At 42.3% G+C, this 15995-nt stretch carries 13 protein-coding genes and 1 pseudogene; 8 read left to right on the top strand and 6 right to left on the bottom strand.

From position 1 onward, the window contains the following. Positions 1 to 268: 268 nt before the first annotated feature. The gene (gene cqsA, locus J4N43_RS20475; RefSeq protein ID WP_053349163.1) at positions 269 to 1450 is read left to right on the top strand and encodes an alpha-hydroxyketone-type quorum-sensing autoinducer synthase; all 1182 of its coding nucleotides are present in this window, start codon (positions 269 to 271) and stop codon (positions 1448 to 1450) included. Positions 1451 to 1553: 103 nt separating this feature from the next. On the opposite strand, the gene J4N43_RS20480 is transcribed toward cqsA, so the two are convergent. After that, a complete protein-coding gene (locus J4N43_RS20480; RefSeq protein ID WP_053303516.1) occupies positions 1554 to 3599 on the bottom strand; it encodes a response regulator in 2046 nt (681 codons plus the stop codon). 363 nt (positions 3600 to 3962) lie between these two features. On the opposite strand from J4N43_RS20480, the gene J4N43_RS20485 reads away from it, so the two are divergent. Next, positions 3963 to 4580: an HAD family hydrolase gene (locus J4N43_RS20485; RefSeq protein ID WP_025767847.1), complete on the top strand. Its 618-nt coding sequence runs from the start codon at positions 3963 to 3965 to the stop codon at positions 4578 to 4580. Positions 4581 to 4670: 90 nt separating this feature from the next. On the opposite strand, the gene J4N43_RS20490 is transcribed toward J4N43_RS20485, so the two are convergent. Continuing rightward, positions 4671 to 5219, bottom strand: coding sequence for a GNAT family N-acetyltransferase (locus tag J4N43_RS20490; RefSeq protein ID WP_005376525.1), 549 nt, complete (start codon positions 5217 to 5219; stop codon positions 4671 to 4673). Positions 5220 to 5490: 271 nt separating this feature from the next. On the opposite strand from J4N43_RS20490, the gene J4N43_RS20495 reads away from it, so the two are divergent. Together J4N43_RS20495 and dcuC are read left to right on the top strand one after the other, a co-directional pair. Further along, positions 5491 to 6615, top strand: coding sequence for an acyl-CoA desaturase (locus J4N43_RS20495; RefSeq protein WP_017821552.1), 1125 nt, complete (start codon positions 5491 to 5493; stop codon positions 6613 to 6615). 359 nt (positions 6616 to 6974) lie between these two features. Beyond that, entirely contained in the window at positions 6975 to 8342 is a 1368-nt protein-coding gene (gene dcuC, locus J4N43_RS20500; protein WP_053349164.1) for an anaerobic C4-dicarboxylate transporter DcuC, read from the top strand. Positions 8343 to 8444: 102 nt separating this feature from the next. Here the strand turns inward: dcuC and J4N43_RS20505 are convergent, their stop codons facing one another. Further along, entirely contained in the window at positions 8445 to 8801 is a 357-nt protein-coding gene (locus J4N43_RS20505) for a hypothetical protein (protein WP_005376535.1), read from the bottom strand. Positions 8802 to 9378: 577 nt separating this feature from the next. Here J4N43_RS20505 and J4N43_RS20510 point away from each other — a divergent pair. The 4 genes and pseudogenes from J4N43_RS20510 (at position 9379) to J4N43_RS20525 (ending at position 13451) form a co-directional block, all read left to right on the top strand. Beyond that, entirely contained in the window at positions 9379 to 10611 is a 1233-nt protein-coding gene (locus tag J4N43_RS20510) for an L-lactate MFS transporter (protein WP_053349165.1), read from the top strand. Positions 10612 to 10677: 66 nt separating this feature from the next. Beyond that, complete coding sequence (locus tag J4N43_RS20515) at positions 10678 to 12291, top strand: VRR-NUC domain-containing protein (RefSeq protein ID WP_053349166.1); 1614 nt, start codon at positions 10678 to 10680, stop codon at positions 12289 to 12291. 163 nt (positions 12292 to 12454) lie between these two features. Next, positions 12455 to 13100: pseudogene (locus J4N43_RS20520) on the top strand (AcfA family outer membrane beta-barrel protein). Positions 13101 to 13115: 15 nt separating this feature from the next. Then, complete coding sequence (locus J4N43_RS20525) at positions 13116 to 13451, top strand: YgiW/YdeI family stress tolerance OB fold protein (protein WP_005376539.1); 336 nt, start codon at positions 13116 to 13118, stop codon at positions 13449 to 13451. 81 nt (positions 13452 to 13532) lie between these two features. Here J4N43_RS20525 and yegS read toward each other — a convergent pair whose 3' ends face one another. From yegS to J4N43_RS20540, 3 genes are all read right to left on the bottom strand, one after another. Further along, positions 13533 to 14435, bottom strand: coding sequence for a lipid kinase YegS (gene yegS / locus J4N43_RS20530; RefSeq protein ID WP_053349168.1), 903 nt, complete (start codon positions 14433 to 14435; stop codon positions 13533 to 13535). A gap of 8 nt (positions 14436 to 14443) precedes the next feature. Continuing rightward, positions 14444 to 15349: a LysR family transcriptional regulator gene (locus J4N43_RS20535; RefSeq protein ID WP_053349403.1), complete on the bottom strand. Its 906-nt coding sequence runs from the start codon at positions 15347 to 15349 to the stop codon at positions 14444 to 14446. 172 nt (positions 15350 to 15521) lie between these two features. Next, the gene (locus tag J4N43_RS20540) at positions 15522 to 15947 is read right to left on the bottom strand and encodes a bifunctional diaminohydroxyphosphoribosylaminopyrimidine deaminase/5-amino-6-(5-phosphoribosylamino)uracil reductase RibD (RefSeq protein ID WP_053349169.1); all 426 of its coding nucleotides are present in this window, start codon (positions 15945 to 15947) and stop codon (positions 15522 to 15524) included. Between the last annotated feature and the right edge of the window lie 48 nt (positions 15948 to 15995).

Genomic DNA, 15995 nt, shown 5'->3' on the forward strand with positions numbered 1-15995 from the left:
TTTTTTCACTTTTCAAACTTTATATTCCTCATCCAAAATCCCAGATATGAAGCACGAAAAAACACCGCAAAATCGCCGTATAAACTTTAAGCACAAACTAGTTTAGACCCCGGGCCCCTATAGAGTTACAGCCACCATCCAACCCTCAAATGTCGAGTTTGCAAGGGTCTGCAAACTTATGCAACCTGGTTAGTGACACTCTCCCCAAAATCCGCAATATGAATAAGTGTCAGCGCTGGCGTTTTTCCATATGAAGAAGAGATTTATTATGAGTGAAACTATACAAAGCAAACCACTTCCCTCCTTTATCGAGGAACGCCTAGATTTTTATATTCAAGATCTAATCGAACCGAATGAGAACAAAAAACACCTTGTTCTTGGTAAACGCCCACCGTGTAATGCCGTTGTCCTGCAAAGCAATGATTACCTTGCACTGTCTCATAACAAGGAGATTCAAAACGCGCATCGTGATGCGATTTCCCAGCACGATGACAACGTCGTGATGTCCGCGATTTTCTTACAAGATGATGAATCGAAACCTGCATTTGAAACGCAACTAGCCAGTTTCGTTGGTATGCCTAGTTGTCTACTTTCTCAATCTGGTTGGGCTGCGAATGTCGGTTTATTGCAGACTATTTGTGCACCGAACATACCTGTGTACATTGATTTCTTTGCACATATGTCTTTGTGGGAAGGCGCACGTATTGCCGGAGCACAAATTCATCCGTTCATGCATAACAACACCAGTCACCTAAGAAAACAGATTTCACGTCACGGTTCAGGGATCATTGTTGTGGATTCGGTTTACAGCACTATCGGGACCATCGCTCCTCTACGTGATATCTACGAAATAGCACAGGAGTTTGACTGCGGCCTGGTTGTAGATGAATCACACTCTTTAGGTACACACGGTCCACAAGGTGCGGGGATACTGCAGGGTCTTGGCTTAACTCATAAGGTAGATTTTATTACCGTTAGTCTTGCCAAGACATTTGCTTATCGTGCTGGCGCGATTTTAGGCCCAGAAAAACTGGCGAAGACGCTTCCATTTGTGGCGTACCCTGCAATATTTAGTTCTACCGTATTACCGCAAGAGATCATTCGGCTAGAGAAAACACTGGACGTCATAAGAAAATCAGATGATAAGCGAGATATTCTGTTTGAAAGAGCCAAGTCTTTAGCCGTTGGTTTAAAACGCATTGGATTTACTATTCGCAGTGAATCACAAATTATCGCATTAGAATGCGGCAACGAGAGAAACACTGAGCGAGTCCGCGACTTTCTCGAAGAGCGAAATGTTTACGGCGCAGTGTTTTGCCGCCCTGCAACTGGAAGGAACAAAAACATCATCCGTTTTTCAGTCAATGCAGACATGACAGCTGCTGAAGTTGATCATGTACTCACTGTCTGCCAACAAGCATTTGCACACCCTGACTTAGAGTTTGTGTAAGTTAGTGTGTAGATAAAACTAAAGAGCTCAACAGTTTTGCTGAGCTCTTTATTCGTGTTATTCGTTGTGAGCAACTCGCCTCAAGAAAACAAGTCGCGAATGATTAGATCCAGTTTGCGATTTTATCGAACAAACGATTTTTATCCGCCGGTTTTACGATGAAGTCAGACATACCCGAAGACCCAATTTTGTCCAACGTGACAGGTGAACTATCCCCTGTATGCGCAATAATAGGTACCGACGCATAGTTTTTATCCGAGCTTCGAATTCGCCTAGACGCTTCTACACCATCCATAATTGGCATTTCGATATCCATCAGAATGAGATCAACATCTTCTTGCTCTAGTGTATCCAGAGCCTGCTGCCCGTCTTCTTTCTGAATCACTTCAAAGCCTTGCTTTTCAAGTAACATTGCCGTGAATTTACGCAAAGATTCATTATCATCCACGACCATAATTGTGCGCTTATTTGAATTATCTAACGTCACCGAGGCCGTTGGTGTCGATACATAGCTTGAATCATATAAGAGACGCTCAATAGTTGGTTTAGTATTCAATAACCAGGCTTGCGTTTCGATCCAAATAGGTTCATATGCAGCCTTACGTGCTCTCTGAGTCGGATGATGCTCAAAAAGATAAACGATGCGTGCTTCAGTGAAAGACAAGAGAGATTCTAATCTATCCAATTGGTTTGCTCTTGGATCTAAGCTCTCAAGATCGATAAAAATCAGATCGAATTCGAACTCGTACTCTTTCTTTTTGAGTACTTGGTTGACATCTAAAATTGTCGAGTCAAAGCCCATAAAACGGCTAATATCTGTTACTTTAGACACCAAGATATCTTGGCTAGTCACCGTTAGAATGGTTTTGAGTTTAGTCAGATCGTTTTTGATTTCAGTAACGGTATCAGATGTCGTTAGTGGGAAAGTTAACGTAAATTGAGACCACTCCCCTAACTGAGATTGACACTCAATGTTCCCCCCAAATGAACGCATGACTTTTTTACAAAACGGTAGGCCCAAACCATAACTTCCTGATTTGCCGGTGGTGTAAAAGTCTTGAAAGATATTGCGTAGAACATCAGGAGCAATACCAGCACCATTATCGGTTACAACAATTTGATTAAAGCGTTCTGAACTTATCATGGATACATGTATGTGAAAATCTTCAGATTTACGGTGATGGAAGGCATTCTTGAAAAGATTATACATAACGTATTTAAGCAGCGTATCACTACCTAGAAACTCAAACTCACTTCTCGCATCCAACGATATGGCAAATCGATCAGTGGCACGTTTATAACTGAAGCTTTCAATTGCCTGTTCAACGACCGAGTGAGCTGAATATTTTTTGAAGCTAGAACGAGAAACTCGATTTTCATCAATCGAAGTCAGCAATAAATCGATGGTTTCATTACCCGATTGGATAATGTTCATTGCATCCTGACTCACTTCACGTAATAAGGTGACATCTTCTACACTCATGACGTACTGCTCTTTTCCTGCCTCTTTCATGTTGGGCAAGATCGACTGGATAACATCTATTGAAGTGCAAAGCCCACTCAACGGGTTACGCATTTCATGTGCAATCCCTGCCCCGAATGATTTTGCCAGCGAGACTTTCGCTTCATGTTCAACTTGGTTACGAAAATAGAACAAATTACCGAAGACATAAATAAACAGAAAGATTGGCACATGAGTCCAATCCATGGTCAAGTCAAGATGGAACCCTTTTGCAACCCAAGCGAAGAATGTTGCTAAACCTATCCCAGCAAAGGTTTGAGCAAACATGACCCTAGTAACATGAACCAGTAAAATGTGTAAGAAAATTGCAGACATAAACGACATAACCCATACATTGGACCAGTCATTCATCAGTAACATATAAAAAAAGAAAAACGGTAAGCACAGCGTTATCGTCACTTGGTAGTAAATAGGAACATAATCTCTCCAAGTCGATGATAAGCGGTTTCTAAAAATGATGCCGAAAAACAATAACGAGCAAAACAATCTAAGAGGTAAATTTTCATAAGCCTGTGGAAAGGCAAACTCCCAGACAAAGTAGTACAGCGGAAAGCCAAGAAACCCCATCCAGCCAACGAGAGTTAGGTTTGGTTCTGCATATTGATAAACCTTACGTATCGAGTCCATATAATCTGTTTTGCTTACTCCGCCTGACGCACAACAATGTGATTTTGATTCACTTTTATCATTTTATTATTAACTAATTATATATTAATCATCATTTATAAGCAGCGCGAAATGACGTAAACAGCTCGCAATACTTATCTTTAGTTTCAATCTTTTAAGACAGCTGCACTTGATTTACAACCAAATAAACAAAGTTGCATATAGTTTAGTGTAATTTTGCGATAATCGCTCTGTATCCAATTGGATGTTAATCTCATTTTGTGCAAGAAACTTAAGTCGCGCCTTTGGCACGACTTTCCAACGATTCAAAAACAGTACTCACCGCATATAGCGTGGTGAAGAACAATTGGCTTGGGATGTGTTATGAATTCTGTCCAGATAAAAAATGTCATTTTTGATGTAGGTAATGTATTGGTACGCTGGTCTCCAGTAGAAATCGTTCGCTTAACATTTGGTGGTTCCGTAGAGTCAGAGAAAATGGCTCAGATGCTATTTTCATCACAAATCTGGAAAGATTTAAATAAAGGGACGATCTCCGAAAGGGAAGCAAAACAGCGTTATCAACGTGAACACCAAGTAACGACGGAAGAAATGGGCCGCTTCTTTTATTATGTAAAACACACTCAAATATTACTTTACGGCAGTATAGAGCTGTTAAAACGAGTAAAAAGAGCCGGATATGGCGTATATGCGCTCACAGACAACATCAACGAAATTGTGGAACACCTTCGTACTACTTATGAGTTTTGGCCACTGTTTGATGGAGCAATCATCTCTTCTGAAGTTCAATTACTAAAACCACAAGCGGAGATCTACCAAACTCTACTTTCAAAGTATCAGCTTAACCCCGAAGAGACAGTATTTCTTGATGACATGCCTTACAATGTTGAAGGTGCCCGAGCAGTTGGCATGGCTGCTATTCAGTTTGAAAATGCTCAGCAATGTGAGCTCGAACTAAAAGCCATGGGGGTTAACTTCTAGAAAGCTTTTAATAAAAACATAACGTTAGGGTGCATAAACAAAAAAGAGCAGTGTTGAGACTGCTCTTATCTAATGTTTTAGAACGCTAGGTTAGGAGTAAATCACGTTTTCCTCAATCCCACTAACTAATGACTGGGCGTTCTTCCAACGGAATACTTTTTCTAACACCTCTTTGCCATCAGGTGCGCGCCAAGTTCGCTCTTGATCCTCTTGTCCACCAATGTGGCGATAGAATTCAATCGCAGAAATGTTTTGCGACACAACTTCTAAATAAAGACCTGTGTCTTTAAAGTACTGCTGTTGCCATTCTGCGACAGCAAGTAATAGCTGCTTACCAATACCACGACCACGGTAACTGTCATCAACATGCAATGCGTCAATAAAGGTTCCACGCTCGAAATCATGGTTGCCGAACACACAAACAAAGCCAAGTAGCAAACCTCCCTCCTCCGCCAAGACAATGTGCTGATTGAATGGTGGGTTGGTCAAACGGGTTTGCCAAATCAGTAGTTTGTCGTCAATCGCTTCTTTCTCAAGATAGTTATCACTAAGAATGCCACGGTAATGACGCTTCCAGCTATCCGCATGAAGATGCGCAATGCGCTCGTAGTCCTTATATTCCGCTAATCGTAAATCCATTACGTATTCCTATTTTCTTACATTTTTGCTTCTTTATAGAGTCTCGGTATATTCCACCTTTATAACACTTGTTTCTTGGCAGATTTTATACACCTTAAGCCAGAGCTCATTTTTTAATACTACTCATTATTCAATTAAAAGCAAAATATCCCATCAAGTTCCTTAATCTACACCCAAAGGAATAGTCACATTTGTCTAACTTTAATTTGACTTACATGTGTACGCTGATATTCTGGCGAACAGTTGTTAGCTCAAAGTTAGGGATACACCTGTGACTCAAAACAAACCACCTGTTATCTGGTTGAATACATTGATATTTTCTGCCAGTTTTGTTCTGACTTTTATTGTAATGCCTTGGTATGCATATCATTTTGGACTGGGTTGGGAACATCTAATTTGGGGAGTGATTGCATTTAGTTTTACTAACCTTTCTATTACAGCAGGCTATCATCGTCTCTGGAGCCACAAAACGTACGAAGCTCATCCTATTTTGCGCGCCATTTTTGCGATTGGAGGAGCATTTTCTTTGCAAAATAGTGCATTACATTGGTCTTCTGATCATCGTGTGCATCACAAACATGTCGACAATAACGATAAAGATCCGTACTCAGCCAAGCGGGGTTTTTGGTATTCTCACATTGGGTGGATGTTACGTGATTACAATAAATCAAAGGAAAACGAATATACAAACTGCCGTGACCTAAAGCGCGACAAAATCGTCATGTGGCAGCATAAGTATTATGTTCCACTTGCCCTACTGACTAATATTGGTTTCCCAGTCATGCTCGGACTGATCTACGGTGATATCTGGGGGATGTTATTGGTCGTTGGTGCGGCTCGACTCTTTATGAGTCACCATACGACTTTTTTCATTAACTCCCTCGCACATATTTGGGGTAAGCAAACTTTCACAGACAAAAACACTGCTCGCGATAATGGTGTACTCGCCTTTTTCACATTTGGAGAGGGTTACCATAATTTCCATCATATTTTCGAGAATGACTATCGCAATGGCGTGTATTGGTGGCATTACGACCCAACGAAGTGGTTGATAAAGTCATGTTCTTGGCTAGGACTCACATCTAAGTTGCGCACAACGCCTACATTTAGAATTGAAAAGGCCCGTGCGAGTCAACTTTTGAAGAAAGCAAGAGAAAAGCTAGAATCGAAACCGAACACGCAAACGATCCTCGATCAGCTACAGCACGAGTTTGATACTCTAGTTCATCACATGCAGGAATACTACGAGATGCGCAAAGAAGTACTCGGTGCCAAAACTGCCAGTGTGGTAAAGAAATACGAATGTTCTGTAACGAAAATGAAGTACCAGCAAATTAAAGCAGAGTTCGAACGGCAGCAACGTAGTTGGAACCTTATGGTTCGTCGATACGCATAGTTTATCCTCATTCTTACGATTACTTAGCTTCGCTTCGGCGAAGCTTTTTTGTTGTGAAGAGTGTTTTCCAATAATTGCTTACTGAGTAAAGTCTTTTTCCTATTGTGAATCAATTCACTCTTTATTCATTCACTTTCCTAGTCATATTTTCCTTCCTATAAATAGCTTCAAACCAGCACATAACACTTAGAAAACCAAATTCCAACAATACAATCTAACGAAATTATTTATTAAATTATTATTTGTCTCAGATCATGCAAGCCCCATATTTGTCTCGTGCCACAGCTAAGAATTCTGTAAATTCCTTGTCATAAACTGAAACAGTTTCTTTCTTTTTTACATAACATTCGGAGATCCCTATGTTAGAGCTCTTAATTGGCTTAGTGGTTACCATTGCGGTGGGTTACTTTATTGTCAAAGGCTATAAAGCTGCGGGCGTGTTACTGACAGCTGGTATTGCTTTACTTCTTATGACTGGCGTTTTGGGGCACGACGTGCTGCCGTCAAAAATCACCTCAACTGGTAACATGGTGACAGATGCGCTTGAATACGTGAAATACATGCTTCAATACCGCGGTGGCGGTCTTGGTATGCAAATCATGCTGCTTTGTGGTTTTGCGTCATACATGACTCATATCGGCGCGAACAACGTGGTAGTGAAACAGTTCTCTAAACCGCTTTCTGTCATCAAGTCTCCTTACGTCCTTTTGGTAGCGGCTTACATTGTGGCGTGTTTAATGTCTCTTGCGGTAAGTTCTGCAACAGGCCTTGGCGTACTATTAATGGCGACACTATTCCCTATGATGGTCGCGATGGGCATTTCTCGTCCAGCAGCCGTTGCAGTGTGTGCCTCTCCAGCGGCAATCATTCTTTCTCCTACTTCTGGTGATGTTGTTATCGCAGCAGAAAAGTCTGGTTTAGAGCTTGATGTGTTTGCGGTACAAACTGTGTTGCCTGTTTCTATTTGCGCAATCATCGTCATGGCAGCGGCAGCGTTCTTCTGGAACAAATACTTAGATAAGAAAGAAAATACACCAATGGAAAAAATTGATGTATCAGAGATCAAAGCTGACGCACCAGCGTTTTATGCAGCTCTTCCATTTCTACCTATCATCGGCGTTTTCCTATTCAACGGTCGTACCATTCCAGGACTTAGTCTAGACATCTACACTATTGTGGTTGGTTCGATTTTCCTTGGAGCTCTGATCCATTATGTTGTAAATAAGTTCGATGGTAAGAAATCACTAGAAGATTTAGATTCTTGCTACGCAGGCATGGCTGACGCGTTCAAAGGCGTTGTGATGCTTTTGGTTGCCGCTGGGGTTTTTGCACAAGGTCTGATGTCTATCGGTGCTATCGATAACCTACTTCATCTAGCAGATAATGCTGGTGCAGGCGGCGTTGCTTTAATGCTTATTCTAACTGCATTGACAGTTGCAGCAGCAATTGCAACGGGTTCGGGTAACGCGCCTTTCTATGCGTTCGTGGAGTTAGCACCATCTTTAGCTGCTAAAATGGGATTAAACCCTGCGTTCCTAATTATCCCGATGCTTCAAGCATCAAACCTAGGCCGTACTATCTCACCAGTATCTGGCGTAATCGTTGCGACATCAGGTATGGCAAACATCAGCCCGTTTGAGGTTGTAAAACGCACATCCGTTCCAGTTCTAGCAGGCCTTATCACGGTGATTATTGGTACTATTGTGCTTGTTCCAATGAGTGCCTAACGGTATTGCCACGATCAAACTAAAAGCAATATCCGAACAAAATTACGTTTAATTAAAAACGCCAGCAAATGTGCTGGCGTTTTTTTATTCTAATGTGATGATTTACGCTGACTTAAATCGGTCAGGAATCTTAGTGATGCTCTCTCTGTAGCTAAACCATAAGTAGGTAACGGCAAGCGAAAAGAATAAATATGAAAGTGCGAATACGATTGGAGACGTGATTAATTCCGCGGACATTCCCCACATCACACCGACTACGGTTATCGTCAACTTAGAAAGCATACCGCAAATGAGTAGGAATAAAGCAAGCTGTGGAAAGCGCGAGCTGCGAAATGCGAAGAAATAACAGCTACCTACAGCTAAAGAAGCAATAGATAAGCCCAACATAAATGAATGGATGTGGTCTGCTGATGCGATACCAGCGGATACCGAAGCCATGAGTAATAGGAACAGTTTCATAAGTCACCTCACAACAAATCTAAAAAGCATCCCTTCATAAATGAAAACTCATTTTTCACTATATTCTGCGCCTAAAATCAGCAATTACAAGTTACTTTTTTGCTCACTTAATGTACATAAAAGCTAATCAGCTTCAATTATTACAAAAGGTTAACAATTAAGAATTAAGAAACCCTTTGCATCTGATACTTACGACAGTCAGATGATAAGTTCGCCATTTTTGTTACAGATGGTTAACATGGAAACATTTAGAAATTTTTTATTTGAAATGTGAACTGTGCACTCAACAGCGTAAAACCTCTCTCTCTTGACTCATCATTCGTTATTAGTGAACAAAAAAATGTCACTTTTTTACAACGTTCTTACTACATACAAAACCATGAATTCACATCCACTTTTAATGTTGCAAATTATTTTATCAGTAACCGTAAAAAGAGATTCCAATCACATATTTATTGGTTATAATCCGCGCTCATTGCGTTAAACGTTGAAAAACGCAAACTAATTTTGAGAAAAAACATCTTTAAACCAACCTTCTTTGCGGCATTGCCAATAAGAGGAAAAACTGAGAATAAAAATGAGCAAGATTGATAAAGCTATGCGCATCCTGTTAGCAGGGTTCTGTATCAACCTTTGTCTTGGCATCCTGTATGCTTGGAGTGTATTCAACAAGGCACTGGTAACTGAATCAGGCTGGAGTGCTGCAGAAGCTTCTGCACCTTACGCAACTGCAACCATCACTTTCTCTATCTGTCTTCTTATTGCAGGTATTCTTCAAGACCGCATGGGCCCTCGAATGATCCTTATCCTAGGTACTGTTCTTACAGGTCTGGGCATGATCGCTTCTGGCTTTGTGAACTCTCCACTAATGTTGAACATTACATTCGGCGTGATCACAGGTGCAGGTATCGGTTTTGGTTACGCATGCCTATCACCTTCTGCGATGAAGTGGTTCCACGCTTCGAAGAAAGGTATGGTTAACGGCATTATTGCGGCAGGTTTTGGTCTAGCGGCTATTTACCTTGCGCCAGTAACTTCTGCGCTAATAGACAGCATGGGCATTCAAACTAGCTTTATGGTTCTTGGTGTTGGTATCCTAGCGATTGCGGTTCCTCTTGCAGCAACCATCAACAACCCACCAGCAGACTACACACCTGCGGAGCCTAAAGTAAAAGAAGGCCAAGCACCTAAAGCGGTGAAAAAGTCAGATGACTTAACTTGGAAAGCAATGTTGAAAACGCCACAGTTCTACTCTCTATGGATCATGTACGCGTTTGCAGCTTCTGTTGGTCTAATGATCATTGGTAACATCACGACAATCGCAAGCGTTCAAGCAAACTTGCCAAACGCGGTTTACCTAGCGTCTATTCTTGCTGTATTTAACTCTGGCGGTCGTGTTGCCGCGGGTATGCTTGCAGATAAAATCGGCGGTGTTCGTACGCTTCTACTTGCGTTCGTTCTACAAGGCGTAAACATGGTGCTGTTCGCGACGTTCGACTCTGAGTTTACACTGATCATCGGTACAGCAATCGCAGCGGTAGGTTACGGCACACTTCTAGCGGTATTCCCTACTCTAACGGCTGAGTTCTACGGTCTGAAAAACTACGGCACTAACTACGGCGTGCTTTACACAGCATGGGGTATCGGTGGTGCAATCGGCGCAGCGGTTGTTGGTTTCTCGATGACAAATGGCGACGGCTACACCTTGGCTTACACAATTTCTTCAGCAATGATGGCAGTATGTATCGTACTTGCGTTCATCACTAAGCCATTGTCTGATGCGAAAGTAGCACAGCTAAAAAACGCATAATTGCGAATTGATTTGATAGCAAAAAGGCTTAACCTATGGGTTAAGCCTTTTTGTTATCGGTCGTTTATGGAAAGCCCTATCGAACTTGCACCAGACTACTATCTAGAGAACTTCTTTAAGCTGACTCATCACGCAGTAACTTGGTACAGCGATTTACTGACCAAGGAAGAACACGCATGGCTTTGCTCGTTTGATTCTTTGAGCAAACACGCCCAGTGCCTTTTGGTACGTTTATACAGCCGAAAGGGATGTTGGTTTCGAAGTGATAAGCTGAGTTATCAAGAAATACCTTCTATCAATGAAGCGCTGGCGGAATTGAGTCAACATGAGTTTGTAGCCCTTTCCCCACCCCTTTCTCATCAAGAGTTAGCGGCCAATTTACTGACCAAACCAGAAATCTCTGCGCTTTATCCCGAACTGCCGAAATCACTCAAGAAAGACGCCCTTGTCGAACGTTTGAGTAATACGGAATTTGATCGTATAGAGAAGCTTGAGTTTACGATCGTCAAACTCAATTCAGCTCATATGATCGACGTGTTGCTCACTCTGTTTTTTGCCAACACCCATCAAGACTTAAGTCAGTTTGTGCTTGATGACTTAGGTTTGCATCAGTTCGAGCAATATCAATTGAGTAAAGTGCGCCGTTTCTTTGATTCACGTGAGCAAATAGACCGTTTAATTGAACTGAGCCAGTTGGCCAACCTGTACTGGCAATTTGACCGAAAAGACAAAGCCAATCTCGACTTATTAATTGAGGCAATGCCTCAGCCCGTTAAACACCGTTACGTAGATCGTAAACGCGAGCACATGTTGAATGACATAGCACGTGATTACGAACGGCTTAATGATCTAGAGACCGCCCTATCTCTATTTGGCCAAACTCAACTCACACCGAGCCGAGAACGACGCGCACGTATCTATGACAAATTAAACCATGATGATTTATTTGGTGACATTGTCACAGATATGCTTAACTCACCGATCGATGTGTCTGAGCTCGAAGTTGCACAAAAACTTGAGCAACGGTTAAAACGAAAACAAGGCGAGAAAGTGCCAAGAGTGACGAAGCCAACCTGTACGGAATACCGCCTTGAACTGGATTTATCTCAACAGAGAGTCGAACTCGCCAGCAAAGCGTATTTTGAGTCCTTAGGCTGGACTGTATTTTACGCCGAAAATGCACTGCTTAATGCATTACTTGGTCTCACTTTTTGGGATGCGATTTTTGCTCCTATTGAAGGGGCATTCATTAACGCTTATCAACACCGTCCTTTAGATTTATATCACTCGGATTTTGTTACCAAGCGCCAAGCTTTGATAGACACCGCTTTTGCCGAACTAGAAGCGGGCAACACCCAGATGTTATTGACAAAATACGATGAGAAGTTTGGCATCAGTAATCCATTTGTACATTGGAATTTAATAAGTAAAGAGCTACTCGAAACGGCACTCGATACAATCCCAACTAGCATGTTGGTGGCGCTATTTAAAATACAATTGAGTGACCTAAAGCTTTACCGCAATGGGATGCCTGATCTGATTGCTTTCAAAGGAAACGAGTTCGAATGGATTGAAGTAAAAGGCCCAGGAGATAAACTCCAAGACAACCAATGGCGTTGGATTAAAGAGTTTACTCGCCTTAATGTGCCATTTGCGGTGTGTTACGTCGCCGCAAGTTAACTCTCTTTATATAAAGAGCTTGGCGCATATTCATTAAAACAATTTCTTTTTTACCGCACCTTGCTCTTTTTCTGAAATATTTTTGTTTCTTCACGATCACTTCACGCTTCATCACACACAATGCGCTTCTACTCATTAAGTTGATTTGAAGAGGCAAAATAAAATGAACAAAACCATTCTTGCGTTACTCGTTACCTGCTCAGTTTCGGTATCTGCGGCTCCTTATGTAGGTCTGGAATATGGACTAGGCACCACTGACCATGACTTGGAACCTCACTTTTCAGCTGAAAATGTAACACTTAACCCAGAACTTGAGGATGGTATTTTCTCAGGATTTATCGGTTACTCGTTTAATGACAATTGGGCAATTGAGCTAGGTTACAGCCAGTTTGACCTTGATGACGGCCGTTCTAAGGACCTTGGTATCAAGACAATTGATGGCAAAGATTACAATCATGAAATGGATTGGGATTCCTCTATCACAGCCAAACAAGTCTCGCTAGCACCAGTGTTTAGCTATGCATTAAGTGACAAATGGACAACAAAATTCAAAGCGGGTTTAACTTACACAATACGACGCCAAGGTTGCTCAACATCAAGAATATGAGCTTGTCGTGAATGACGATGTGGAAATAAGCAACACGCTTTTCCATAGCTCAGAGAAAAACAACGAGTTAGGCGCAATGTTCTCTGTGGGCGCGGAATACCAAGTGTTGCCAAAGCTCACCATTGGCGCAAACGCAAAATACCAACTAGACAGCTACGCAAACACTGCATCCTTTAATGTAGGCACAACTTATTACTTCTAATATCAGGAGAGGATAATGAAAAGAGTATTGTTAACATCCATGCTTGCCCTACTTTCAAGCTCGGTTTTCGCCGCGTTTAATGGTCCAGAAGTCAGTGCAATCAATACGGTGAAAGAGGCGCGCAACGCAACCGACGACAGCGCTGTAGTGCTAACCGGGCATATTGTTCAATCATTTGGTAACGAGACTTACTTGTTCAAAGACAACACTGGTGAGATCGAAGTAGAGATCGACAACGAAGATTGGATGGGTCAAGAAGTGACACCAAAAGATACCGTAATGATTCGAGGAGAGGTTGATTCAGATTGGACAACTACGCAAATAGACGTTGAGACCATTCAAAAACGTTAAGAAGTTGACTAATACCTCAACACAAATAACACAGCCACATTTTAGTGGCTGTGTTACGCAATAATCATGGAAAACGCTCGTTTAGCTAGTCAAGCAAGGGCAATCTTGCGGTACGACTAATCGTATACTCTTAGGCTGAACATCAAATCTAATGGTTCTCGAATGATAAGGTTCTCCATCTAAATTAAGAGGCAATGGATTCGGAAAATCTATCTCCAACCAGCTTGCTTTAGTGTACTTCACAAACTCTCCTTTCTCACTCGGGTTATTGATCTCGTCGATTACTTTAGGCAGCTCATGAGGTAAAAATGGGCGCACCAATGTTAGATCCATCATCCCATCATTAATCATCGCTTTTGGAGCTAACTCTTGCCCACCTCCAGCAAGGCGCCCATTACAAAACGCACCGAGCAACATTTCTCCCTGATACGCGCCACCTTCAATCTTTATTGTTCCGTCATATGGTTTAAAGCCAAGTGCTTTTATAACACCAGTTAACGTGTAAGCTCCGCCGCCAAGAAAGTTTTTGAGTTCAACAGGCGTTTCTGCTGTAACTTCTGCACCAAACCCTGCTGTTGCCACGTTAATAAAGCAGCGATCGTTCGCTTTGACGCAATCGACCAAAGCGGACTGCCCCTCAACAGCAAGAGATAAAGACGCCTTAATGGAATTAGGTACTTGAATAGCGGTAGCAAAGTCATTGGCGGTACCAAGGGGAATAATGGCTAACTCAGGGCGTTTTTCTTCGTCAATTTGAATAATCGCAGAAGCCGCCTCATTGACGGTCCCATCGCCACCAGCGACAACAATACGTTCAATGCCTTCATCAACCGCTTCTTTCACTAGCCGCGGCATGTCTTGAGATTCCCACGTCACACGCACCTGTACGTCGATGCCTTTTTCTCTCATTTTCATGATTGCATCTCTTAACTCTGGATTCCCAGCTTTTTTTCCGTTAAGGATGGCACGTATTGTCTTTTTCATTGCACTTCCTATTGGTTGATGACTTTTCCTGCTTGCTTAATCTGTGAACGCAACCATTGATGGGCGCTGTCGTTTGTGCGACTAGGATGCCAGATTGTGCAAAGCTCATACATTTGTTCATCAAATGGCATTGATAAAGATTTAACATGATAGGTGTTATTGAACAAGTTGATCATCGACTCTGGCATTAAACCAATGTATTCACTACCACAAATAATTGGGAGCATTTCTAGTACGCCTGAGGCTCGATACTTAATCTTTCTCTTATCCAAGTCGACAATGTCATCGGCGTTTAACAAGCTCTTACGACTCTGCCACTGCGAAACCACTACGTGTTCTTCTTCAAAAAATTGTTCAGCCGTAATCTCGTCATTCAGGCGTGGATGCGTTTCGCTACATACCACCACCAAACGCTCTGTAAGTACAGTTTCCAGTTTTAGCACCGTTCTTGCTCTTGGTGTGATATCAATGATCAAATCGTATCGTTGTAACCGCAGATCACTTTCAAAATCTTCCGTAAAAAGCGGATGTACTTCTAATGCAACATTTGGCGCCGACACACGGATTTGTTTCATGACTTGAGGTAGCAACTCAAAGCTCGCAACGGACACACAGGCAATAGAAAACACTCTATTCGACACTTTAGGGTCAAACTCACTAGAGGCCGATAATGTCGAAGTGAAATTTTGTACTGAAGCTAGAAGAGCAGGATAAATATCCATCGCAAACGAGGTAGGCTCGACACCTTTAACGCAACGATGAAACAATGGATCATCGTAGATATCACGTAGCCTTGCTAGCGCTTTACTCACCGCAGGCTGGGTGATGTTTAAACGCGCCGCCGCCCGAGACAAGTTACGCTCTTCATAGATGGCAGTGAAAATGGGAATAAGATTAAGGTCGGTCGGTTTCATACTATTAAATTTTTCAAAAGTCACTTTCTCTATTTTAATCTAACAGCATGATCCTTCACGTAGCCAAGTGCAATAAATGGGCGGTATCGCTTGTTTTAATGAGTTTTAACTCAATTTTGACGCACTTCATTCACTACATAAACTGGCACCGTAGTGCAACGTAAAGCTTGACTTAGGCTTTGCCTAGGTAAGGGGTAAGAAACTCGCTGACTTCCTCGCCGCACAAACCAGTTTCTACCTCTACACCTGCTTGTTTTAGAATCTCGATACCTCGACCACTGTTGCGCGGGTCGGGGTCCAATATGGCTACGACGACTTTGCTTATGCCGGATTTGACTAATGTCACCGCGCAAGCTGGCGTGCGACCAACAAACGAACACGGTTCCAGCGTAACGTATGCCGTCACCGATTCTAACGAGCCTTGATACGCATTCAGCGCTTCCACTTCCGCGTGATTGCCACCAATCGCTTGAGTATGACCTTCAGAAACGATTTGATTGTCTTTCACTAACACGCAGCCAACCGGCGGGTTGGGTTGACATTCAGGAAGCGCATTTTTGGACACTTCCAATGCGCGGCGCATAAACTCTTGGCTCATTTGAACTCTATTCTCTAATAAAAACGAGGCGCTATATTAGCGCCCCGT

Source organism: Vibrio sp. SCSIO 43009 (assembly GCF_023716525.1).
Classification (GTDB): Bacteria; Pseudomonadota; Gammaproteobacteria; order Enterobacterales; family Vibrionaceae; genus Vibrio; species Vibrio alginolyticus.